This window comes from Trichocoleus sp. DQ-A3, assembly GCF_039961975.1.
In the GTDB taxonomy this organism is placed as follows: domain Bacteria; phylum Cyanobacteriota; class Cyanobacteriia; order Cyanobacteriales; family FACHB-T130; genus FACHB-T130.
The window spans coordinates 94,591-117,762 of the sequence record NZ_JAMPKC010000006.1; the positions used below are offsets into that span (position 1 = coordinate 94,591).

Annotated in this window: 22 protein-coding genes and 1 pseudogene; 9 read left to right on the top strand and 14 right to left on the bottom strand. The window is 46.2% G+C overall.

The features are described from left to right. The first annotated feature begins 491 nt into the window (after positions 1-491). The 4 genes from NDI44_RS12475 (at position 492) to NDI44_RS12490 (ending at position 5,870) form a co-directional block, all read left to right on the top strand. Positions 492-1,031, top strand: coding sequence for a pentapeptide repeat-containing protein (locus NDI44_RS12475; RefSeq protein ID WP_190411552.1), 540 nt, complete (start codon positions 492-494; stop codon positions 1,029-1,031). Positions 1,032-1,415: 384 nt separating this feature from the next. Further along, positions 1,416-3,017, top strand: coding sequence for a DUF4419 domain-containing protein (locus NDI44_RS12480; protein ID WP_190411553.1), 1,602 nt, complete (start codon positions 1,416-1,418; stop codon positions 3,015-3,017). A 139-nt stretch (positions 3,018-3,156) separates the two neighbouring features. Continuing rightward, entirely contained in the window at positions 3,157-3,777 is a 621-nt protein-coding gene (locus NDI44_RS12485; protein WP_339380597.1) for a Uma2 family endonuclease, read from the top strand. Positions 3,778-4,535: 758 nt separating this feature from the next. After that, complete coding sequence (locus NDI44_RS12490) at positions 4,536-5,870, top strand: cytochrome P450 (RefSeq protein ID WP_190411554.1); 1,335 nt, start codon at positions 4,536-4,538, stop codon at positions 5,868-5,870. Positions 5,871-6,088: 218 nt separating this feature from the next. On the opposite strand, the gene NDI44_RS12495 is transcribed toward NDI44_RS12490, so the two are convergent. From NDI44_RS12495 to NDI44_RS12510, 4 genes are all read right to left on the bottom strand, one after another. Then, entirely contained in the window at positions 6,089-6,259 is a 171-nt protein-coding gene (locus NDI44_RS12495; protein ID WP_190411555.1) for a hypothetical protein, read from the bottom strand. A gap of 48 nt (positions 6,260-6,307) precedes the next feature. After that, positions 6,308-6,505: a chlorophyll a/b-binding protein gene (locus NDI44_RS12500; protein WP_190411556.1), complete on the bottom strand. Its 198-nt coding sequence runs from the start codon at positions 6,503-6,505 to the stop codon at positions 6,308-6,310. Between the two features lie 91 nt (positions 6,506-6,596). After that, entirely contained in the window at positions 6,597-6,779 is a 183-nt protein-coding gene (locus NDI44_RS12505; RefSeq protein ID WP_190411557.1) for a chlorophyll a/b-binding protein, read from the bottom strand. A gap of 657 nt (positions 6,780-7,436) precedes the next feature. Next, a complete protein-coding gene (locus NDI44_RS12510; protein ID WP_190411558.1) occupies positions 7,437-8,120 on the bottom strand; it encodes a Uma2 family endonuclease in 684 nt (227 codons plus the stop codon). A 293-nt stretch (positions 8,121-8,413) separates the two neighbouring features. Between NDI44_RS12510 and NDI44_RS12515 the strand changes: the two genes are divergently transcribed. Further along, positions 8,414-9,367: a GUN4 domain-containing protein gene (locus tag NDI44_RS12515; protein WP_190411559.1), complete on the top strand. Its 954-nt coding sequence runs from the start codon at positions 8,414-8,416 to the stop codon at positions 9,365-9,367. A gap of 119 nt (positions 9,368-9,486) precedes the next feature. Here NDI44_RS12515 and NDI44_RS12520 read toward each other — a convergent pair. The 4 genes and pseudogenes from NDI44_RS12520 to NDI44_RS12535 form a co-directional block, all read right to left on the bottom strand. Then, positions 9,487-9,588, bottom strand: a pseudogene (locus NDI44_RS12520) (archease); the annotation flags it as partial. Positions 9,589-9,857: 269 nt separating this feature from the next. After that, a complete protein-coding gene (locus tag NDI44_RS12525) occupies positions 9,858-11,321 on the bottom strand; it encodes a hypothetical protein (RefSeq protein ID WP_190411561.1) in 1,464 nt (487 codons plus the stop codon). A 394-nt stretch (positions 11,322-11,715) separates the two neighbouring features. Next, a complete protein-coding gene (locus tag NDI44_RS12530; protein ID WP_190411720.1) occupies positions 11,716-12,147 on the bottom strand; it encodes an archease in 432 nt (143 codons plus the stop codon). A 4-nt stretch (positions 12,148-12,151) separates the two neighbouring features. Then, positions 12,152-13,036 (bottom strand): GTP-binding protein, encoded by an 885-nt coding sequence (locus NDI44_RS12535; RefSeq protein WP_190411562.1) that lies wholly within the window; start codon positions 13,034-13,036, stop codon positions 12,152-12,154. A 30-nt stretch (positions 13,037-13,066) separates the two neighbouring features. Here NDI44_RS12535 and NDI44_RS12540 point away from each other — a divergent pair, with 30 nt between their 5' ends. Then, positions 13,067-13,879, top strand: coding sequence for a hypothetical protein (locus NDI44_RS12540; RefSeq protein ID WP_190411563.1), 813 nt, complete (start codon positions 13,067-13,069; stop codon positions 13,877-13,879). Between the two features lie 35 nt (positions 13,880-13,914). Here the strand turns inward: NDI44_RS12540 and NDI44_RS12545 are convergent, their stop codons facing one another. The 3 genes from NDI44_RS12545 to NDI44_RS12555 are packed head-to-tail and all read right to left on the bottom strand — an operon-like array spanning position 13,915 to position 16,445. Continuing rightward, the gene (locus tag NDI44_RS12545) at positions 13,915-15,375 is read right to left on the bottom strand and encodes an RtcB family protein (protein ID WP_190411564.1); all 1,461 of its coding nucleotides are present in this window, start codon (positions 15,373-15,375) and stop codon (positions 13,915-13,917) included. A gap of 47 nt (positions 15,376-15,422) precedes the next feature. Then, the gene (locus tag NDI44_RS12550) at positions 15,423-16,235 is read right to left on the bottom strand and encodes a lycopene cyclase domain-containing protein (protein WP_190411565.1); all 813 of its coding nucleotides are present in this window, start codon (positions 16,233-16,235) and stop codon (positions 15,423-15,425) included. Between the two features lie 15 nt (positions 16,236-16,250). Beyond that, positions 16,251-16,445, bottom strand: a complete 195-nt coding sequence (locus tag NDI44_RS12555; RefSeq protein WP_190411566.1) for a hypothetical protein — start codon at positions 16,443-16,445, stop codon at positions 16,251-16,253. 394 nt (positions 16,446-16,839) lie between these two features. Between NDI44_RS12555 and NDI44_RS12560 the strand changes: the two genes are divergently transcribed. Genes NDI44_RS12560 through NDI44_RS12570 form a run of 3 tightly spaced genes read left to right on the top strand, consistent with a single transcriptional unit; the run spans position 16,840 to position 19,371 of the window. Next, on the top strand, positions 16,840-17,802 hold the full coding sequence (locus NDI44_RS12560) for a trypsin-like peptidase domain-containing protein (protein WP_190411568.1): 963 nt from the start codon (positions 16,840-16,842) through the stop codon (positions 17,800-17,802). Between the two features lies 1 nt (position 17,803). Further along, on the top strand, positions 17,804-18,733 hold the full coding sequence (locus NDI44_RS12565; protein WP_190411569.1) for a trypsin-like peptidase domain-containing protein: 930 nt from the start codon (positions 17,804-17,806) through the stop codon (positions 18,731-18,733). Beyond that, on the top strand, positions 18,730-19,371 hold the full coding sequence (locus NDI44_RS12570; protein ID WP_190411570.1) for a response regulator transcription factor: 642 nt from the start codon (positions 18,730-18,732) through the stop codon (positions 19,369-19,371). The genes NDI44_RS12565 and NDI44_RS12570 overlap by 4 nt, the downstream gene beginning before the upstream one ends. Before the next feature lie 785 nt (positions 19,372-20,156). Here the strand turns inward: NDI44_RS12570 and NDI44_RS12575 are convergent. From NDI44_RS12575 to NDI44_RS12585, 3 genes are all read right to left on the bottom strand, one after another. Then, complete coding sequence (locus tag NDI44_RS12575; protein ID WP_190411571.1) at positions 20,157-20,552, bottom strand: VOC family protein; 396 nt, start codon at positions 20,550-20,552, stop codon at positions 20,157-20,159. Between the two features lie 216 nt (positions 20,553-20,768). Further along, positions 20,769-21,830 carry an aldo/keto reductase gene (locus NDI44_RS12580; protein WP_190411572.1) on the bottom strand — a complete coding sequence of 354 codons (1,062 nt, stop codon included), beginning with the start codon at positions 21,828-21,830 and terminating at the stop codon, positions 20,769-20,771. A 138-nt stretch (positions 21,831-21,968) separates the two neighbouring features. After that, positions 21,969-22,955, bottom strand: a complete 987-nt coding sequence (locus NDI44_RS12585; RefSeq protein ID WP_190411573.1) for an aldo/keto reductase — start codon at positions 22,953-22,955, stop codon at positions 21,969-21,971. Positions 22,956-23,172 lie beyond the last annotated feature (217 nt).

Consider the following 23,172-nt stretch of genomic DNA (forward strand, 5'->3'; position numbering starts at 1 on the left):
ACCCAAAATTATTATATTTTGGCTAATGATTTTTATAGTTTTTTATTAAGCAAACTCAGAGAAATAAACATAACTCTTTATAGCGGCTGATGGTGAATTTTCACAGGGTTCCAGCAGTACCGTGCCCTAAAAAAAACAGATACAATAACTTTTGTTACAATTAATCTGTAAATAAATGCAGACTAAGCCGTTTTTTTATTAAAAAGTAACAACTTTTTAAGGTTTAATGTCCGATTTAAAAATTTTTGGTTCAGCATCAACACAGAATCTTCACGATTTATTCCCTAAATTAGATGTAAAAGTAAAATGAAAGATTTACTAAATACTACAGGGAGAGAAAATAGCATGAGCTTGCTGTCTTGCTTTGCGTGGTTGAAAAACGGCTTTCTGGGAGTCCCGCAAAAAACAACTAGGGAACTTATTGCACGACATTAACATTCGATAGGGAAAGAACAAGATTGTTAAGTGTTACCTAGGAAGAAGTAGTGAATATGAATGCTGAGACACTCAAAAGCAAGTATGCAGCAGGACAAAGAGACTTTCGGCAAGCGAATCTATACCGAGAAAAACTCACCTTTGCTTGTCTAGATGGAGCGAAGTTCAGTCAAGCTAATCTAGGCATGATCAACCTCAGGGGTGCAAATCTGCGTGGAGTAGACCTCCAACAAGCACACTTGATGAGGGCGAACTTGAAGGATGCAGATTTAACGGGAGCCAACCTGGAGGGAGCGAATTTAGCGGGAGCAAATCTCAGCGGAGCCAATCTTACGGGAGCCAATTTGAAAAAGGTAAATCTAAACCGAGCCGTATTAGGTGGAGCGAACCTGAGTCAAACTAATTTAAGGTACGCAAATCTCTGCGAAACCATTCTGTTTGGCGCAATTTTAACAGGAGCGATTCTGCTCAAAGCAAATGTAGCTGGGGCAGTTTTGCTGAAGACAAATTTGACCAATGCGGCTGTAATTGAAACCGATTTGAGCGAAGCACGCTTAGAAGAGGTCACGATGCCTGATGGTACAATCCATCAGTAATCGGTACGATACTGCTCAGTGCAAAACATTTTTTACATTCTGAAAAACCGTTTGTGAGCAGCCCTAATTAAATAACCGATATACTTTCACCTTGTCAGTTGGATTTAGCTAAAACGAAATCTAACGCTAAATCCGGCAGTCTTGGTGGGTGCTGTGACCTCAAACGCCACTTGTTGGCATTACCGTTAGGGCATCAATCGGATTAGGCTGAGTTTCGTGCTTTCACCTAACCGATAGGCGATCGCATCTGACCTTGACACCATCTTGACACCATAGAGAAAGACACGATTAGTTCCTTGATTCGTAAGATATATTCTTGAAGGATGCCACTCCCTTGTAAGTAGGCTTAGCCTCCATCCTATTTACTCACCACCAGAAATTTTTATGGAAACCGTAGCGTCGATTTTGCATCAATCGGACGGAGAAATTAGTTTTCTTGTTGATGATGTCCAGGTATGTCGAGATATCATTCCTGTTAGCGAGGCTTGGAGTAAATTTGAGGAGCGATTAGGTTCTCCATTATTGGCATTCAGCCACAGTAACTCATTTGAAGTCATTCAGGAATCAGGGAATCATCCTCTAGTCACTGCTGTTCATATTGCCCACAGCGAACATCGACCGCTGTTGCTGACTCCAGATGTAATTTGGCTGACAATTGCCCAAGGGTTTGCACAACATATCAACAATCATGCCGAAGAGTTGCGATCGCGTTTTGTGGGTCATTCCGGCAAGCTGGAGTTAAAGGTTGAGACTCAAAAACTCGATCAACCGAATGACTGGGCTGAAGTGATTGAACAATGGTCAGAACGCATTCGTCACAATGTTAAGCCCGATATTCACTCACTCATGGTGTGCAACTTCAGCACCACTACATCCATCATCCAAACTGCAAGTCAGGTGGTGATGATGGATGCGTTGCAGCAGTATTTTGATTATATGCTCTATGCCATTTGCGGCATTCCTGGGATTACAGTGCGCGGAACAGAAGCCGACTGGCGCAGTATCCGACACCGGGTTGAAGCGATCGCTGCTTACGATTTGGGTTGGTGGACAGAACGGCTGTTGCCAATTTGTGACGCTTTGATTGACACTGTTGCTGGTAGACCTCCACTGAAATTTTGGCAGCACATTTACAAACCAAAGGAGATATACGGTGGAGAGGTGATTACAGGATGGTTAGCCGATCTATTTCCCTACATTAATCATTCCGTCACCCATGCGCCTACACAAAAGAATCCGATTCTAGATATCCCTCGTGCAGAACTCACGGTCGAGGACGGAATCTCACCAACAGTATTACCCACGGGACTCTCTAAAGCACCAATCGCACTCGTTACCCCTAAAGGAAAAGCTGATTTAGAAGTGGTTGCAGGCTTTATTGGAGTTCGGCAACAAGATAGCTATCTCCAACCGGAAATCGGCTGGGCAGTACGGAAGCAAGATCGATTTCTCAAGATGCTAACCATCCTAGAGCAAAAACCTAGTATGCGATCGCCAATTGATTGGTCAGACAATCAAAGCCAACCGGAAATGCCAAAGGAACTGATTCAACTCCACAGCCATTTCGACGGTGGCACAATTTTTGCTCAAAGTGAATATCCTTGGCACATTCGGGCATTAGAGGACTATACTTATCACGAGTTGACAGGTACTGACAAACCATTCACTGGTTTCATCGATATTAAGGGCGATCAGTTCACTGGTTTCATGGATATTGAGGGCGATCGCTGCATTGCCTACGGTTATGTACGCCGCCTCAACAGTAGAAATCGCCTTTGGGAATGGTGGGTCATTGTAGGCAAACTCGTTTGTGAAGGAACCGATCCAATTTTTGGGCGAGAAGTTTGGGCATTCACAACCGAAGACGTAAAGGTGATTGCCAATGGAATTCCGCAACTGTTTGAACGGATCGCGAAAGCTAAGGGACAATACTACTTTGACGATCCTGACTTCCAACCACATGATTCATTGTCGGCATCCAGATAGTTTTGGCATCCGATTCAATGGCATAACTGACTCTGATAGGTGCGATCGCGCATTCGCCTAAGCAGCCCCATTCTCCGCATACAAAGGCAATTTCACAAGTGCTACGATTGCCAGTAAATGCGCTCAACTCACATACCCAGTGTCCACATCCATACCATCTGATACACTAAATACCCAAACCATTGCGGCAGTACCAACAGAACCCGTGTGGCGTTTGAGTGTTGAGCAGTATCACCAGATGATTCGTCTTGGCATCCTAAGCGACGACGATCCGGTAGAGCTGCTGGATGGATGGTTGGTCTACAAAATGCCGAAAAATCCGCCCCATCGTGCGACCACAAAACTTACTCTAAATGCCTTAGAAGCGGTCATTCCAGAAGGCTGGTACGTCGATACTCAAGAACCTATCACCCTAGCCGATAGTGAGCCAGAACCGGATGTGGTGGTCGTTCGGGGAAGTACCCGCGATTACCTCGATCGTCATCCCGGTGCCTCTGACATCGCTCTGATTATTGAAGTTGCCGATTCTACCCTAGAGCGCGACCGTACCTCAAAACAGCGTCTCTACGCTCGTGCTGGGATTCCGATTTACTGGATTATCAACCTCCCAGAAAAGCAGATTGAGGTCTACACCGAGCCGGTTGTGGCTGAGGAATCCATCTATCAGCGTCGTCAAGATTATCAACTGTCTGATGAAGTACCTGTTGCGATCGCAGGGCAAATAGTCAGCCCTTTATCTGTGTTGGACTTGCTTCCTTAAGTGCTGATGGCTGATTGGGTTTAAGTAGAAAAATGGTAGCTGACAAAGGAAAATTCGTGAACCTAATCGATAGGCGATAGGCGATCGCGCCTAGTCTATTAACTCTCTCTTTTTATTGAAGCCTTTCTCTGTCCCTAGGTGGATTAGGCAATTCGTAACTCTTCACTACGATCCCAGTAAATTGAACCGTATAAAGCACTAGAAATTAAATCAAGGTAGGAAAATAGAATGAGAATTCTCTTTTGGGTAACTTTGTCTTTTGTCAGTGTTGGGGCGATCGCCCTTCTTCTCCAACCCATTATTGACGTTCATTAATTTATGTTTTTTTCTAACCAAAAGGCCAGTCGTTAGTTCAGTTTAGCCCTTTCAATGTAAGGGCTAATTTTTATCTATTATTCCGTCCCAAAGTCTTACCTTAACTAGCTTGCTTTTGTTAATTAGTATTGCTTACGCTTGTGCTGTCCTGCACTTTTGCAGACGAGGGATGGCAGAAACGATCGCAAAGCGCGTCCCCAGGATGTTCGCGTTCGATGCAAATGCCATTTGATTTTGAAAAAATTTGTTTTAGTTAAAATTTAGATAGGCGCTCTTTAAGAAAAAGTAGCGATCGCTGTAATCGTCGCTGTTCCGTCGGGTAAGGCTTGAAAGTGGTTTTTTACAGCTAGAACTCAACAAAACCGAGATAATAGCTACGTTTCGGCATGAGCAGCCATAAAACCATTTGATTATCCCTAAAAGCATTTTTAACCGATTTGTTTATGCCCGCAGTACATTTACCACCTGGCCCTAAAGGTCATTTTCTTGTAGGTCATCTTCCAGAAATAAACCGCGATCCACTTAAATTCTTGAGCAAATGTGCTAGGGAGTATGGCGATCTTGTTTGCTGGCAGTTTGGGCCATTTCCAGCTTTTTTAGCTAACCATCCCGACTTGATTGAGCAAGTATTGGTCACTCAATACCCCAACTTTGTTAAAAGTAGCGTGTACCGACGCGGATTGCGCGTTGTAGGTAACGGCTTACTGACCAGTGAAGGCGACTTTTGGCAGCGCCAACGCCGTCTGGTTCAACCAGCTTTTCATCAGGAACGAGTTGTCGCCTATGGAAAGGTAATGGTTGACTATACTCAGCAATTAATTGACCAATGGCGCGATGGCGAAATCCGCGATATTCATCAAGATATGATGTTTTTGACCGAAGAAATTGTGTCAAAAACACTGTTTGATGTTGACATTAAAGATGAAGCGGAAGGAGTGCAGGCGGCGCTAGATGCAGTGATGGATTTTAATTCCAATCTTGCCAATCAATATTTCCTTCCTGGTTGGATGCCGACTCCTAGTAACTTGCGCTACCAACAAGCAATTAAACAATTAGATGCGATTGTCTATCGCATTATTAACGAGCGCCGAGCTAGCGGTAAGGACACAGGCGATTTGCTTTCCCTATTGCTTCAAGTGCGGGATGAATCTGATGGAACTGGGATGAGCGATCGCCAAGTGCGAGATGAGGCAATGACTCTCTTTTTGGCGGGTCATGAAACGACTGCTAACGCCATGACATGGACATGGTTTCTACTTGCACAACACCCAGAAGTAGAAGCGAAATTGCAAGAAGAATTAAAGACAGTGTTGGGCGATCGCGCACCCACGGTTGCCGATTTACGTCAGTTGCGTTACACAGAGCGAGTGGTGTTGGAATCAATGCGACTGTATCCGCCGGTGTGGGGAATGAGCCGACGTGCCGTAGAAGACTGCGTTCTGGGCGGGTATGAGGTGAAGGGGGGAACCACTGTGTTTATCAATCAGTGGGCGATGCACCGAGATCCTCGCTTCTTTGAAAATCCAGAAGTTTTTAACCCGGATCGTTGGGCAGATAATTTCATCAAGAAGTTGCCTACCTTTGCCTATTTTCCCTTTGGTGGCGGGTCGCGAATCTGCATTGGCAAGGCATTTGCGATGATGGAGGCAAGTTTACTACTGGCAGCGATCGCGCAAAAGTTTCGCCTGACGCTACAACCAGAGTATCCGGTGGTGCTGCAACCCTCGTTAACGCTCCGCCCAAAACATGGCATGAAGATGTTGGTGACTCAGCGATAAGCGATCGCCTATTTCGATTTCAAAAACCTCACCCAAGAGCAAAGTTCCTTTGCAAGGAAGATAAACGTTTTAGACGCGATATATCGCGTCTCTACAGGGGAGGGGCAGGGGTAAGGTTAAACCGTACTGCATTCAAACGAGAATTGCAATAAATCAGCTCTAAACGCTGATAACTTCTTTAAGAAAATGCCAGCCTTTAGAACTTCTATTGAGTAGAACTAGAAACCAGCAACTCCGCGATAAACACTTATAACCACCGTGAGAATGGTGATAACTCCTATTGAAGTGCTAAGGATAAATAGAACAGAAGGTTTCTTTGCAAAAGGGGTTTCGCTATCGTGTTGCACAGCGTCAGTTTGATTGGGATTTTTTGGTTGTTCAGATGTCATAATGATGCTCCAAATTTAGATTTCAATGAGTTTAATTGATTAGAACAATTACCAAAGATTGCTGAGGATATCGCCCCAGAAATGAACGATGCCTTGCCCACTTAATGCCTCTATAGTGAGGATGGATACAAAACCGAGCATGGCAAAGCGACCATTCCAAATTTCAGAATTTGGGGTGAATCCTTGTTCTATGTTAATAGCAGCTTCCGTGTATTGTTGTTCTGTTTTATCTTGCGAAATTTGCATTATTTAAATTTCAAACGCAACTTTGTAAAAAGAAGAAAGTCAGATTTAAAGGCGGGTAACGGTAAGATAAATTAGCAAGAGATCGCCTTGCTTATAGGATTCCCCAAAATTGCAGAACTCCCTGACCGCTTACTAAATCAATGAGGACAGCAATCACAATGCCCACCATTGCCAAACGACCATTCCAAATTTCAGCGCTAGGGGTAAAACCCCATTTCCATTCGCTGCTGTAATGTTTGTAGCTCAAACTTTCTTCTCTATCTACAATCTGCATAAGCTCGCTCTAAACTGTTTTCTTTTAACTATATTATTTGAAACAAATCTTATAATGTTCTTTCCAAAGTAGTAAAAGTTATCCCATTTCAGCAACTTATTCGTAATCACTAATCCCCCCCGATCCCCAACTTCTTTGTCTACCGCACATCATCCTATTCAGAGTAGAAGGGGGTAGGGGGGATAGAATATTTAGCCTGAAAATGTTGAATGAGTATTGACTAAATCTCTGAAGTATTTTTTTCACGAAGCGTCTGCAAAAAAAAGCAATCCCCCCAACTTTTAGTTTTTAAGACTACAGCACCTCAGGTTGTTAAAGGTAGAAGGGGGTAGGGGGGATAGAATATTTAGCCTAAAAATAGTGAATGAGTATTGTCTAAATATCAGAGAAATTTGTTTGCGATTAATTTCTCTGTATAAAGAATGATGTATTTTGGGAAACTATCGATAAGGGTTCAGCAGATAGGTAATAGCGAGAGGGAGGAGGAAATTTGAAGCGATCGCTTCCACCACCGAAGCTGAAATTGAGAAAAGCGCGTAAGCGTTGCGAAAGCTCTTCGCTTACCGCTCAACTTGAACTGGAAAAGACCCAGATGCGATCGCACTGATAAATTACTACCGTGCGTTAGCGAAGCATGCCGTCAGGCTTATCGCATTTCTACAGAGTATCGGGGTCAACTCCCATCTGCCGCAGCCGCTCAGCCAAACGCTCTGCCCGTTGACGCTCCTGCTGTGCAACTTCCGAGGGTGTAGAGAGTTGATTACCATTCTGGTCGTACCAGTACAGCCACTCCCGCGTCCAAGCCCGATAAGTACCCTGCGCCCTACCAATTCCTAAGCCAATCTCAGGTATCCACACTGGCTCGCCCGATTGCAGCACATACTGCCCATCCATTAAGCGATAAACCTCAAAGGGATTGTGCTTGTCACGCCTATGGTACTCCGGGTTGTAGATCGCATAGTACGACACGCCAATACTGGCATACTCATCTTTCTTGTTGTCGTACTCTTGACCGTAAGTTTTAGAGACATACTCAAGTGCCAGAAGGGGAACTTTGCCCTCTTGCCAGATAACATAACTCAACCTTCCCCCAGTACGAGTCAACCGTTCAACTCCCAAGCTTAAGAATCCATCAGGGACAATTGCAGATTTTTCAGGGTCATAATAAACCCCCATGTTTATGCCCCAAAACCAGTCGGTAAGGTTCTGCCAAAGCCAAGCTAGGATATCTCCTAATAAGCTGGCAACCAGAATTTGTAGTTGACTTTCCACAGGCTTATGGTCAGTTTCAGGCAGTTCTTCAGCGGTGGGAAGATGCTGCAACGGGTTGTACTGTACCATGACAACTCCTAGGTGTGTCTTACTGCTTGTATCTTAGCTAGGCGGGGCAGCCGAATTCTCATACCTGGCAGCGATCGCGCAGTACACCGCAGAGTGTTGGTAAACTAGACTCTCGTCGCATCTACTGACCATGAAACGTGATCGGCTGGATGAAGTTGTAAGGTAATCGCCCACAAGTTGACTTTCTTCAGGGTTCTACCAAGTGCTGCTTCCTCACTTGACTTTTAAGAATGGAATTGAGCGTACTGCTCTCCTTACTTGCTCACTAACAGTTTTGTAAGAGGTAATAATATATGGGGCGAAAACCCATACCTCCAAGTATCGAAATAGAAGTGCTTACTCAAAGCGCAAGAAGATGTTGCATTTGCTTTGGCTTATATCAAAAGTTTGATGTAATAAAAGGGCAAATAGCTCATCTTGATCATGACAATACAAACAACAAGTTAGACAACCTCGCTTTTCTTTGTTTGGATTGCCATGATGAGTACGATTCCAAAACTTCTCAAGGTAAAGGCTTAACGCTGCAAGAAGTTAAACGATACAGAAAATTACTCTACCAAGAAATAACCAAACTGCGTAGTTTGCGAACAACTCAAGCACCCGCTTCTATAATTGATGGGTTAAATCAAACAATTGAGACAGAAGAAGCCCCATTACAATCTGAGATAATGAATCAAGAGCCACTAATGCAATCAAGCTCATCCGAGTACCCTGATGTTTTAAGTTCAGAACTTGGGAAAAACTACAGAATTTTACGCGATTTATTAGCAGAGAATGACTGGCAGGCAGCAGATGTAGAAACTATGGCATTAATGCGTGAAGTATTTGGCGGAGAAAACGTTAATAATTTCCCGCTCGTTGATTTGCAAACTATCGACAGTCTTTGGCTGAAATACAGTAATAGCAGGTTTGGATTTAGTGTGCAGAGGCGTGTATTGGAATATACATTCCGTGATAGCAAAGTGACTCCAGAAACTTGCCTTTCTGACTATGAAAGGCTGAAGTGCATCGAGGACTATTCTGATCGATTGAGCAAACGTTGGCCTATATTTGGAGAGAACTTGGGTTGGTATAACCAAGGTCAATGGATTATGGCTATTGATTATAGCCATAATGCAGTAAACAAGCCTGAAGGTTATTTGCCTCTTCTAGGAGTAGCACCTCGATTTCTGACAGTTCACATAAATCGTAGGATGATGCCTTGGTGGTGGGTTCTTTTGCTACGCCTTAAGCCTTGGAAATCCTAGTATTTTGTGTTCACATCTAAAGTTAAAAATTAGCATTATAGATTGGAAGTTACTCACTTTACGGTTCCAGAGGAGGGGGAAAGGAAATTGCTCTCAATTCTCGAATTCACAGACACGCGCTAAATATCAAGAATCACCATCGCCGTCCAACCGTCATCGGTTTCTTCCAATTGGAACTGGTGTAAAGTAACAGCCTTAACATCTACTCGCTGTTGATGGCGATCGCGCGTTTCTCACTACGAGGTGACGTGGCTGGAGCCTTTGATTTGCTTGCCTGCTTGCCGCAACTGGCGTGTCAGTTGCAGGTTCAACAATACCAGTATTAGTCCCAGACCCGGAATTAGCAGAAAAATTTTCTCCGAGCCTAGTAAGAGAGCGAAAGGAGAGACAATAGACAGCGACAGCACCGCCAAGGGATCGAAATGGTGAATTCTCAGTACCGCAAAAATAGTTGGGGCAATACAATTAGTGCCCCTAGCGTTCCCGCTGCTCAGAGCGTCCGTTGCTGAGTTCGCATGAATAATCGCAGTTGGGCTATGCTTGCGTAAATTAGGATTAAGCTAGCCACTAAAGTAAGACCAAACAACGCCCCAGTTCTGCTCTCATTTACTTTTACAACAGCATTTATACCAGTAGCGGATTGTGCAGGGGACAGTAAAATAAATAAAGCCAAGGGGATGATCGCAATCACTACATTCAGCGCGATCGCTACTACCGCTGGACTTTTTTCACCCCAAATTAAATCCTTTACCAACGAGCTATCAGCGAATCTCTTGCTATTAGAACCCCTCTTGGGTCGAGCGCTTACCCAATCCTGTAGAGTTTGGCGATGAGGCGTCACAGCAGCAATTAAACAGAGGTATAGCAACAGATTCAACAACGATAGCGCCAAGAGGTTTTCTAACAGCGGCGCAGCGTAAACGCTACGATTTTCTATGGAGTTGTAATTGGCACATCCTAGAGTCAAAACTGTAAAGCAAGCAGTTAATAAATAACTCTGCTGCTTACTTAACATAGTGGCATTGGGATTACGAAAACAACGCTGCCAAGCTTGCCAAATAAACCAAATCAAAATGCTGTAGTTTAACAGCACAAAGCCTACGGCAGTTAAAACACTGTCACCCAATGGTAAGCTAAACCACTTAAACCCTTCTAACCCTGTGGCAAAAGATTCATTAAAAGAACTAGCAGACAAATGTGGGATTAGGCAAAAGGGGTTAAGCAGCTTCAGCCAAGTCGTTGAATTATAGTAACTGGTCGTACTTATTCCCTTAGTTAGCATTAGTAAAGCCAGAACCGTACCACTGCCTAACCAACCTTGAAAACCGCCCAGCCAAGAACTGACAAGGCCATATAACAACGCAGCACTGTAAAAGAAAATACAGCTACCAACGAGAACCCCATAGAAACTCAATATTTGTCCTAAAGAAATTTTGGCTGCAAGTCCAGCCCACAAATGGAAAGGAACTGCAACGACGGCTACCAGATAAATCAAAATCGGAACCCCCAGCAGTTTTCCCGTTAAAATACTCGCAGTAGAGTGAGGGCTGAGCCGAGTGAAATTGAGGGTGCCGCGACGTTTTTCAGTAGCCAAATCACTAATTAGCAAATAGGTTCCTGCTAGTAACAGGATTAAGATGCCAATAATGCTCAGGGATATAAATCGGTCTAGTGACCATAATTGCGAGTTGATAACCAAATTGCCCAATCCATCCAACAGACATAGCGGTTCTTTACTATTAGGAAGGGGCTTGCCCGTGCAATATTTATTGTAGATATCCGCGATTCGGTTAATAGGATTCGGCAGATGGGTTTGAAAATACATGAATATTCCAAATTGACCCAGCGCAGAGATAACACTTGCCAACAGAATGTTGCGAGGTTTAAGACGTCCTTTGAGTTCCCGCAACAGTTGGGGATTCCAGTTACCCAGCGGTTCTATAAAATTGTGCATTATAGGAAAAATTTCCTCTTGAAAGGATGTTTATAAATACCCACTGCGATTGGAAGGATAAGGATATCCTGTAAGCTATGGATACAAGACGAAATCTGCCTTCGCAGGTTTCCAAACTTGGGCTTTTGGTGAGTCGGCGTTAGCGTAGCGTGCCGTAGGCTAGAGAGACTTCACTTGTGTAATATTTTCCCCTATCAGAGTATTTAAATCGAATGTCACTGGCTTAAGGGAAAATTAGCTATTCTTTGAGAAAGTAAACAGGAGGGGCAATTCATGAATTGCCCCTCCAAACACAACCTATATTCCACTCGATTGAGAACCGCTATATTCGCTGCAATCTTATAAATATCCGCATCGGTATTTACAATTTGCAAGACCTTTTTGGAGATATGCACTAAATATCAAGAATCACCATTGCTGTCCAACCGTCATCTGTTTTTTCCAATTGGAACTGGTGTAAAGTAACAGCCTTAACATCTACCCGTTGTTGATGGCGATCGCTATCTAGCTTTTCTCCCGTTGTAACCGCACTTAGCTGATGCACTCCATCTTTCTCGGATATCTCAACCTGTTGCGCCCTCAGCAGTAGTAATTCGCTGTCTTTGTAGTAGATGAATTCTTGCAGGAAATTAAACAGCAGCATATCCAATTCATCATTTTCTAAGCTGAAGGTGCGCGTCTCGGTTAGCGCGATCGCATCCAGATTATCAATCATCACGTTAAGGGTTGCATCACCCGCTGCGATGAAAAGCTCCTCTAAATCCTTTCCCCAAGCGTGAAAAGCAATATCAGCAGTGGCAACATCTTCGAGAAACTCATAAGGCATAGGACTATTGCTCACACGTCTTTAACTGACTAATAATTTCTTCCTTGCGATCGCTTACCTGTTTGCCGATAAAAACTAGCTCCGTCCCCTCTTGTTCAAATGGCTCCAGATCCCAACGTCCAGCCACGAAATTAAAAAGATAGTTTCCTTCAGGAAATCGTACAAAACCTTTCGCCCGGTAAACATCTGTCCCCAGTGAGTCGGCAAATTCTCCAAAACATTGCCGATTGAAAGTAGCAGGACTTGTCGTGCTAAATGATTCAAATTCAAGTTGGTGAACGTGATGAGGTTGCGGTTGAACTCGCTCTCGACCAATCCCAAATAGCAAATCAGGATCTACTTGGCATCTCTTAGTATGCAAAATTGAGGCGACTTCGTTGAAGGAGCGCAATTTATCTTCTATCGCCTTTAACTCGCTTTCGGAAACCAAATCAACTTTGTTCAAAAGGAGGGTGTCTGCTGCTTCTATTTGTATCCGAGTGGTATGTCCTACCGACGGATATTTCACCATTGCATCTGCATCGATAACCGTGACAACCCCATCCAGCCGCACTTTGGTTAAGCTTTCTTGAATATCGAAAACCAGCGCATCTGGTTCTGCAACTCCAGTTGTCTCCACCACAATATTATCCGGGTCAACACTATCAATGATTTCATTGACAGCGGCTTCAAACTCTCCTAGCAGCGAACAGCAGACGCAACCACCACCGAGATCCGCCATTTGGACATTTTTGCCTTGAATGATTTTAGTATCAATACCAATTTCGCCAAATTCATTCATCAAAATGGCAATCTTTTTAGGAAAAGAGTCGAGAATGTGACGAAGCAGAGTTGTTTTTCCGCTTCCGAGTGGCCCCGTAATCACTGTTAATGGCGTGCGTACCTGCATAAACTATCCCTTTGATGGAACTGCACTGCGATGATTGAAGAAATTCCAGCGAGAATACATTTACTTCCAGCGAAAGGCTCGCCCTACGTCGCTGTAATCAGACGAAAGCCGTCAAAAGTTTTCCACATCATTCGTTGGAATACAGAAGACGATTGCCTAGAATATGGGTCTTGGTTTAACGGTAAGTTATATCCAAAAAGATGCGATATATCTTTCGATGGAAAATGGATGGTTTATTTGGCGATGGGGGGGCGTAATGGCAACACCTGGAGCGGGGTTTGTCTGTTGCCTCGGTTAAAAACCCACTTGGAGGCAGACAATATGGGAACGTGGTTTGGAGGAGGCTATTGGAAAGATGAGAAAGAACTGTTATTGAATGGTTTGGGACAGCCAAAAGGCAGCATCCCTTTTAAATTAGGACAGTTGAATTCCCAGTTTGGAGGAGAAGATTTAGGCGTACTATATCCCCGGTTAGAGCGGGATGGATGGACTAGAGCTGGAGACAATTACGGCAATAATGTGAAAGTTGAGAATTCCAAAACGTATACGGTCAAGTGCGAAAATGACGACGGCTGGTATTGGCAGCCGAGTCGAGAGCATCCGACATTAAGAATGTATTACACAGGTTTTTTGCAACGTGGCTATACTTTCAAGTTTAGGTTAGATGAATATCCCGATCTTCTTGATTCTATTGACTGGGCTACTTGGGATTTTCTGGGTAATTTAGTGTTTGCCAAACAAGGAACGCTCTACAAATACAAGCTTAGTGACTTCAAAAAAGGTAAGCCCAGCTTTTGTAAAGATTTGGAATTTTTAGAGCAACCTAAAAAGCCAGAAATTTAGTAGAAGATGGCGATCGCGCAAATGTTAAATTTGCTTTATCCTTTGATATTTCCAATCGGTGTTAACCGCACCACCTTTTTACTAATCCCCGCTAACTCAGCCGCTTCAATCACATCATCAATGTCTTTGTAAGCTGCACCCGCTTCTTCTGCTAGTCCAGACATTGAGGTACTGCGGACATAAATACCCTTCTTCTGCATATCTTTCAGGAGTGTTTCTCCCTTCCAAGCTTTTCGAGCCTTGGTACGGCTCATTGTGCGTCCGCTTCCGTGTGCAGTGCTGAAGAAAGTTTGGTCGCCAGTGGGTACGCCGACTAATAAATAAGATCCGGTTTCCATACTGCCGCCAATGATAACCGGCTGACCAATATTCTTGTAGCGTTCCGGAACATCTGCCATTCCCGGTGCGAAAGCGCGAGTTGCACCTTTACGATGGACGAGGAGCGATCGCTTTTTCCCATCCACAATATGACTCTCTAGCTTGGCGGTATTGTGTGCCACATCATAAACCATGTGCATCCCCAAGTCTTCCGCCGAACGTTCAAAGATTTCCGAAAATACTTCGCGGATGCGATGCAGAATCACTTGACGATTGGCATAAGACATATTAATGCCGCATTTCATCGCAGCGAAATAAGCTTGTCCTTCTGGAGAATCAAAGGGCGCACAAGCTAATTCTCGATCAAGTATTTTAATTCCATACTTGCTATCCATTACCTTTAAAAATCTTTGCAGATAGTCAGTTGCCACCTGATGACCAAATCCGCGACTTCCACAGTGGAACATCACCACCACCTGATCTGGCATGGTAATTCCCATCGTCTTGGCTAACTCTGGATCGAAAATATGTTGCTTTCGAGCAACTTGAATTTCTAAATAATGATTGCCAGATCCTAGAGTTCCAATTTGATTGAAACCCCGGTCAATTGCCTTGTCACTAATCTTTGCAGAATCAGCACCTTTAATGCAGCCGTTTTCTTCAATGAATTCTAAATCTTCTTCCCAACCATAGCCATTATTAACGCACCACTGAGCGCCTTGTTCGACCACTTTGCGAAAGTCATTCCGCGATAATTTTACAAAACCGCTGCTTCCCACTCCAGCCGGAACCCTTTCGTAGAGCCTATCTACCAGCTTTTTGATATAGGGTTTGACTTCATGGTAGGTGAGGTTTGTAACCATCAAGCGCATTCCGCAATTGATATCAAAACCGATACCGCCGGGGGAAATCACGCCTCCCTTTTCCACATCCATCGCCGCCACGCCACCAATCGGAAAACCATAGCCAAAGTGTCCGTCGGGCATACACATAGCATATTTGGTGATTCCTGGCAGCGTCGCGACATTCGTAACTTGGTCGTAAACCGCTTCGTCTAATTCGGAAATGATCTTCTCTGTCCCATAAATCCGGGCGGGAACGCGCATCCCTTCCTTGTAGGAAACCGGAATTTCCCATACCGTGTCAGAAATTTGTTCTAAAAATTCCTTAATAGGCATCTCGGTTTTACTCCCAAAAGGTGATGTGGAAAATAGAGGCAACCATCTCAAACCGTATCGTTTCCAGACTCTACCTGAGCAAGAGCTTTTGGAAGTTCTGGTCGCCCATTATTGAGAATAGGGAAAGAGATGAGTGGTAGAAGCGATCGCATCTTCCCCACCAATAGAAACAGTAAAAGTCCTTGCACCACTAGCAGGTTCGTGATTAAAAAGAATGTCGCCTCTTCAATCGGCAACCCAAACGGCTTAAATCCAGTGCTATAGGTCTCAGAAATGCTCCAAATGCCCTGTCCGATGGCAATGCGGTCGGCTATCCACAGGTAAACTGTGGGGATTAGAGTGCCAATCAGCCAAGCATCTTTTCTCGCCCAGAGTTGCTTTGCTCCAACTCCCCACTGTAGCGCCAGTATGGGGCATGCCCAAGCTAAAATTAGCCCCATGTACACAGTCTTCTCCGACTGCAACATAAAAGCTCCCGCAATGCTGAGAACGAGCCAGAAAACGATGCCAGATGCTCGCAGCCAAGGAGAATCCTCCTCCTGTGCTGGCTCAGTTGTGAGAGGAAACAACCAGTACAGCCACAGACCTGTTAGAAGTGGCTGAAGGATGAAGAATAAATATTCCTCAACGGGCACGTAGCCAATCGTACCCACCACCCGATCCGTGCCATAGTTCCATACGTCGTGCCAAACCAGGTAATTGTCCCACGGTGTCGTATAAATCAGGGCAATCAGCGCAATCAGGGGTAGCCCTAACCACGCTCTCAGTCCTCCGATACCAGCTAGAGGTTGGCGTTGAACCCATGCTAGAAAGAGGATTGGTGGCAGGATAAAGACAAGGTGAAATGCAAAGTAGCTCATCTTGCTAGCAATACTCTAAACATTAATGATGCCGAAGTAAAAGCCAAAAAACAGCAACACAATCGCCAGAGTTGCTATCGTCAGGCTGATGCGAAATGCCTTCGGAGGCAAGTCTTCAGAGGTAATTACACTATCTCGTTGTACCTGAGTAATTGGCTTGGAGTTCTTGTCTGCCAGTTTTTGGGATGGATTGGTTTCTGTTGGTTCCATAGACTTTTTTTGCGTTTTGCATGACCTGCCTGCTGTCTATGTTGGAGAAACCGCTCTCAGCTTACCTCGTTCTTAAGAACTACCTTCGTGGCGGGTGAAGTTCTGCCAGAGGGGTTAGCCCCCATAAAGTTAACTTGTAATTAGGAATACATGGAACCCTAGCCATTTTTCTAGGGTGAGTTCTCCCCATTTCTCTGATGCCGCCCGTCTCTTCAAAACGGCACGATATCAGCAGGAGGAAGTGGCAATCCGGTTTAGATCGGGCAGACCTCACCCCCGAACCCGCTTCTCTACCCCCGCGAGGAGGGTTAGGGAGAGATGGAGAGGGGTTGAGGGAGTTTACCGAACCGGATTGGCAGCTGTCCCGTAAAAGCGATCGCATGGGAGAAATGGAATGTCTTTATCTTCATCGGAGATATCCAGCACCTTGCTGGCTCTGTCCAACAATTTAGCCGATACTGTTGAGCGAGTCGGTGCCTCAGTTGTTGCAGTCAATGGGCGAACCTCCCACGGGAGAAGAGGATGGCTAAGGCGGAATTCCTCCTCAAGCGGTATCCACTGGCGACCCGGTATCATCGTCACCTCTGACGAAACCATCAAGCGCGAAGAGGAAATCACCGTCACCTTACCCGATGGTCGGACAGTCCCCGTTACCATCCTGGGGCGTGACGCTAGCACCGATGTCGCTGTCCTAAAGCTAGAAAACATCGAATTCCCGGTTGCGGAAATTGGCGATGCGGCAACGCTAAAGGTCGGTCATCTGGCACTTGCACTCGGACGCGGGACTGAGAACGGCGTGAGTGCCTCTATGGGTGTGGTGAGCGCGATTGGGGATGCTTGGCGTAGTATGAGCGGTGGTTCGATCGATCGATTTGTGCGTCTCGATTTAACCCTCTACTCCGGATTCTCCGGCGGGCCGATGGTCGATGCAGCCGGTAAAGTTGCAGGCATGAATACCTCCGGGCCTCGCAATATGGCTTTAACCATTCCCGCCTCTACGGTGAACCGGGTAGTCAATCAGTTGCTTTCAAAAGGACGGATTGCACGCGGCTACCTGGGTTTGGGAATGCAGCCGGTTCGCTTGCCCGATACGCTGAAGAGTGCGCTTTCTCTGGCTTCTAATGGTGGGGTGATTGTTATCAACGTTGAGCCGAATGGCCCTGCGGATAAAGCTGGGGTGCTGATTGGCGATGTGCTAGTCGCAATCGATGGCAATCCGGTCAGCGACACGGGGAACGTGCAGGCGATGTTGGGGACGGAAACCGTCGGAAAAACTCTGAAAGTGCAGCTGGTTCGGGGGGGTGCGCCTCTTGAAGTCGCACTCACCGTTGGCGAACGACCGACGAGGGAGGATTAAGATGGCGAACTTGACAAGTCAGCGCTTCGCGATCGCAACTATAGAAAATACAGGTGCAAGTGCAGAGATTGCCCTGGAGTTGTCGCAAATCGCCGAACAACTACGCCGTTGTACCGTACAAGTCCGCAGCAGTGGCGGGGGTGGCGGATCGGGTACAATCTGGAATTCTCAAGGTTTGATTATCACCAACGCTCATGTCGCCCCTTTCGACCGGGCAATTGTGGAACTTTGGGATGGACGAGTCATTGAGGCTATCCGCACTGATATCGACTCCAGACAGGATTTAGCAGCACTCCAGGTTGAGGCAACTGACCTTCCCGCCGTCACGGTTGGCGACTCTGAGGCTCTCCGAGTCGGCGAACTGGTGCTGGCAGTGGGAAATCCTCTGGGTCTAGTCGGAGCACTCACCAAGGGCATTATCCACGCGACTAACGCCACCGATGACTTGAGCACTCAAAGATGGGTTAAGGCTGATATTCGGCTAGCACCCGGAAATTCTGGGGGTTTGCTTGCCGATGCACGGGGGCGAGCGATCGCAATTAACACGATGATTGCCAATGGGTTAGCGTTGGCAATCCCCAGTAAGAGAGTCGAACGGTTTCTCAAACGCGATCGCCCACTCTCTCTGGGTGTCACTCTCCGTCCCGTGCTGCTTCGGTTAGAAAATCAGCGTGTTTTGGGCTTATTAGTGTTGGAAGTTGCTCCGGGGAGTTTAGCTGCCTCGGTGGGTCTTCAAATGGGCGACGTGCTAATAGGTGTGGGCGGTGAATCTTTTCAAACCCCGGATGATCTGCTGAGCATTCTCAAGTATGCCGAACCCGGAAAGCCCCTAGCGTTGGAATTTCTGCGTTCTGGGAGACGGTGCTACGCGATCGCATCTGCTCCTCAAGACACTGGCAAACCAACCTTTCCAGAGGTGAAGTCAGCGTGATTTCGGTCGTGGTGACAGCCGAAAATCCCATCGTGCGTGCGGGGTTGGAGAGCATCATCCGCACCTCTGAGTTGCTGGAAATCGTCGGTAGTTCCTCTAGCACAGACACTCTGGTGCAGCTGCTTGAGGAACGACAACCCGATGTGGTGTTGCTGGATTATTCCTTCTCAGATGACGATCCGGCTGAAGAGAAATTACTCGCGCTGGGTGCAGAATCTCCGGCACTTGTCATCTTAGCGAACAACCCCCACAGCACTTGGCTAGAGTCGGTTTTGCAAGTCGGCGTGCGGGCAATCTTACCGCGAACGGCAACGGCTGAGGAAATTGTCGCAACTGTGGTGACAGCAGCGCTGGGGCTGATGGTGCTGCATCCAGACTTTATGGATTCTCTGCTGCCTCTCAGAGAGTCCTCCGCACGCCGACTCCCTGCTTCCCCGATTCAGGCGCTGACACCACGGGAGATCGAGGTCTTAGGGATGCTGGCGCTGGGAATGGGGAACAAGAACATTGCCAAGCAGTTGAGCATTTCTGAGCATACCGTCAAGTTTCACGTATCATCAATCTTTCAAAAGCTCAACGCTTCCAGCCGAACTGAGGCGGTGACTCTGGGTGCGAGGTTGGGTTTGATTATGTTGTAAGCAAATGAGGTCGTGGCTATCAACTTAAAACGCCATGCTTGGCAAATCGAATTTCCTAGCCCCTTTCCCTGCTAGGGAAGGGGCTAGGGAGAGGTTAGATCGGGATGCCAACCGTATCCTACAAGTGGGGCGGGTCATATGAAGACGGAACTCGTCTAGCTCGGTTTACTTCCCTCCTGGTGGTCCGTCATGTCTATTCGGATCTTTCTTCTGCTTCTTAGTGCCGTCAGATTCCTTTTTAGGCTTTTTGGCTTCTTTGCCACCCTTTTCCTTTTCCTTGCCCATAACAATTCCTTAATAGAGGTTCCCTTAATTGTGGAACAATTTACAGATTTCGGAACACGGAAAACTGTAATTTTATATTTCGATTTAGGGGAGCAATGGTGGTTTGGAGACCGATAGTTAGCGCTGGGACAACAAGGGCGGAAAAAGTCAGTTCGCCAGATTAAAGTTGCGATCTTCTCTCTTCAGCTACATTATTCGCTGGAAAGTCCTCTTCTCGGATCGGTAGCACGCCAGGATATTGGCTCATTTCACATGGGTTCGATTAAACCTGCACCGCCTTGTGTCAGGAGTTCTTTAAAGGTATCGAAGGCACTGTGTCCGTCAGCAAGCCGCACCTAAGAGGGATGCGGAATCTGGTTTGCCTTTGGTTTCCGAACGCTGAGATAAACTGCTATCCAGGGGCAGCGCTTTTTTTGTAATGCTGACGGCAGGCCCAAAATGCAAATAGCGATCGCACAATCATTAGCGTAGGAATCGCTAACCAGACTGGCTCTTTTATATCAGTCTAAAAATTGATATAAACCGATAAGATTTCCATCAGGATCTCGAAGATAGGCTGTCTTCATTCCATAGTATGGGTTGGTCATCGGATCTGTAGTAAATTCGATGTCTTTATGTCTTAATTCGTGATAGGCTTCGTCCAAGTTAGGTACTGTGAAAATTAATACAACTTTGTCTTGACATTCGGCACTGGAGGGCTTCTGATCGTTGCCTATCATCTCTGCCATTTCCTTGCGCCTGAATAAAGCCAGCTTCATATCTCCCGCTTCAAATTCAGCATATCCGCTCGTGAAATCTTCTACATTTACCTTGAATTGCATTACATCTCGGTAGAACAGAAAGCAAGCTTCAATATCAGTAACCAGAAGCCTTGTATATGCAGATTTAACTTTCATGGCAACTTCACCTTATTTAAGCGATACATTTTTGTGGGAGATTTAAAATCGTTTCGTTCTGGATTTTGCAACCTTAACATTACAGATTCTCGCTCCAATTCCCCCAAGCATTCCTGATTCTCTGGCTTTAGCGTAAATTCTGCAAGGTGAATTAGATCGCCATTGGAAATTATCAGGAAATAGCATGGGTTTATTGATTTATTCCTTACCCTGGTTTCAGCTGCGATGATTGTCGATTAAGTTGAATGTGCCGCCATAAAGGCGATCGCGGATCGTGTCATTACTCAGGAAGTCATGGGGGAAGCCGAGATCGATCTGACTCACCTCATTGAGGCGTTGCAAATGCTCTGGCGTCAGATGGACATCTAGGCAAGCCAGATTATCTTCGATCTGGCTGACCTTCCGAGAACCGATAATCGGGATGATGACGCTGCTTTGAGCGCTTAGCCAAGCCAGCGCCACCTGTGAAGGCGTGTGCCCAATTTCTTCGGCAACTTGACACACAACGTCAGCGATCGCTAAATTCCGCTCGGAAATATTCCCCCCTATCGTTCCGATTCGCCCCTGTTCGCCCCCCTGTTCGCTATTGTTGCTCTGGGTGCGATTGTACTTGCCCGTTAGCACACCGCCACCCAAGGGCGACCACGGCGTAATTGCCAAGTCGAAAGCCTTTGCCATCGGTAACAAGTCGCGTTCTGGCGTCCGCTGAATCAAACTGTACTCGACTTGCAACGCTACAAACGGCGTCCAGCCGTAACACTGCGCCAGCGTGTTTGCTTGGGAAATAATCCAGGCGGGTGCGTCAGAAATGCCAATGTAGAGAACCTTGCCAGAACGTACCATGTCATCGAAGGCACGCATCACTTCCTCTACGGGCGTCATGAAGTCCCAAGCGTGCAGCCAGTATACGTCAATGTAGTCAGTTTTAAGGCGTTTCAGACTGCCTTCTAATGACTGCATCATGTTCTTGCGATGGTTGCCACTGCCATTAGGATTTCCCGCGCGAGCGCTCATGTGCAAGGGAAACGAGTATTTGGTAGCAACGACAAAGCGTTCCCGTTCTGAGGCAATGAACTCACCAACCATTTTCTCGCTGGTGCCCTCTGTGTAGCCGTTGGCAGTGTCAATAAAGTTACCGCCTGCTTCCACAAAGGCATCAAATATTTGGCGGCTTTCATCTTTAGATGCGCCCCAACCCCAGTCTTCACCAAAAGTCATTGTGCCAAGGCAGAGTTCGGAAACTCTTAATCCACTCTTTCCGAATAGCTTGTATCTCATGGTTTTCCTCGTAGAACGAAGGGAGTTTTAGCGCGGACAAAAAATCTGATGGCTCGGAATTAACCGTTTTCAGGATTGCACGCAGTAACTTTGACCTGTCACAAGCATCTTTGTAGCAGAAACCGTCGCTCAAAAATGTCAGCGGTTTACCATGCTCATCATCGATTCCGGATAACGTCCGCCGCTAGCGACGCCTTTGGGGGCCACTTCGTCAATGCGCTGCAAATCTTCTGGCGTCAGATTCACTTCCAGCGCAGCGGTATTTTCTTCCAGATATTGCCGCCGCTTAGTTCCGGGAATCGGAACGATGTCTTCACCCTGCGCCAGCACCCAAGCAAGAGCCAGCTGCGCTGGTCGGCACCCTTTTTCTTGGGCAATTTCGCCAATCCGTTGTACCAGTTCCAGATTTTTCTGAAAGTTCTCGCCCTGAAAACGCGGTGAGTTGCGGCGGTAATCATCAGCAGCCAAGTCATCAAAGCTTTTGATCTGCCCGGTCAAAAAGCCCCGTCCGAGCGGGCTATAGGCAACAAAGCCAATGTTAAGCTCTCGACAGGTGGCAAGAATGTCGTCTTCTGGATCGCGGCTCCACAGGGAATACTCGCTCTGCAATGCGGTAATTTGATGTACGGAGCAAGCACGACGCAAGGTTTCCGATCCGGCTTCCGAGAGTCCTAAATATCTGACTTTGCCTTCTTGAACCAGTTGCGCCATCGCACCGACGGTTTCTTCGATGGGAGTATTGGGGTCAACTCGATGCTGGTAGTAGAGGTCAATCGTCTCTACACCCAGACGACGCAAACTCGCTTCGCAGGCTGAGCGAACATACTCCGGTTTGCCATTGATACCGCGAACGTTAGGGTCTTCGCTGCTAACGATGCCGAATTTAGTAGCGAGAACCACAGAGTCGCGGCGATCGCTAATTGCTCGTCCAACTAATTCTTCGTTCTTGAATGGCCCATACATATCAGCCGTGTCGAGAAAATTTAGCCCCAATTCTAGCGCCCGATGAATAGTGGCAATTGATTCAGTATCATCGCGGTTGCTGTAAAAATCTGACATTCCCATGCAACCCAAACCGATTGCCGAGACGGTGAGATCGCTTTGTCCTAACTGTCGTGTCTTCATCGCTAATTTCTTTGTTAAAGTTTGCCTGATTGACTTGCGCTCAGTCTACGCAGGGAACAATGTTTTGTCACTTGCTTGGGGATACGTCTTAAGATAGACATTTTTTCTAACTGGCAATCGGTTTTCCGCCTTCACACTTGGTGGGGCTTTACTCAGCGCTTGCACATCGACTTTAAGGATCTCAAACTTATAATCTGTGCCGTTTATACGCAATAGC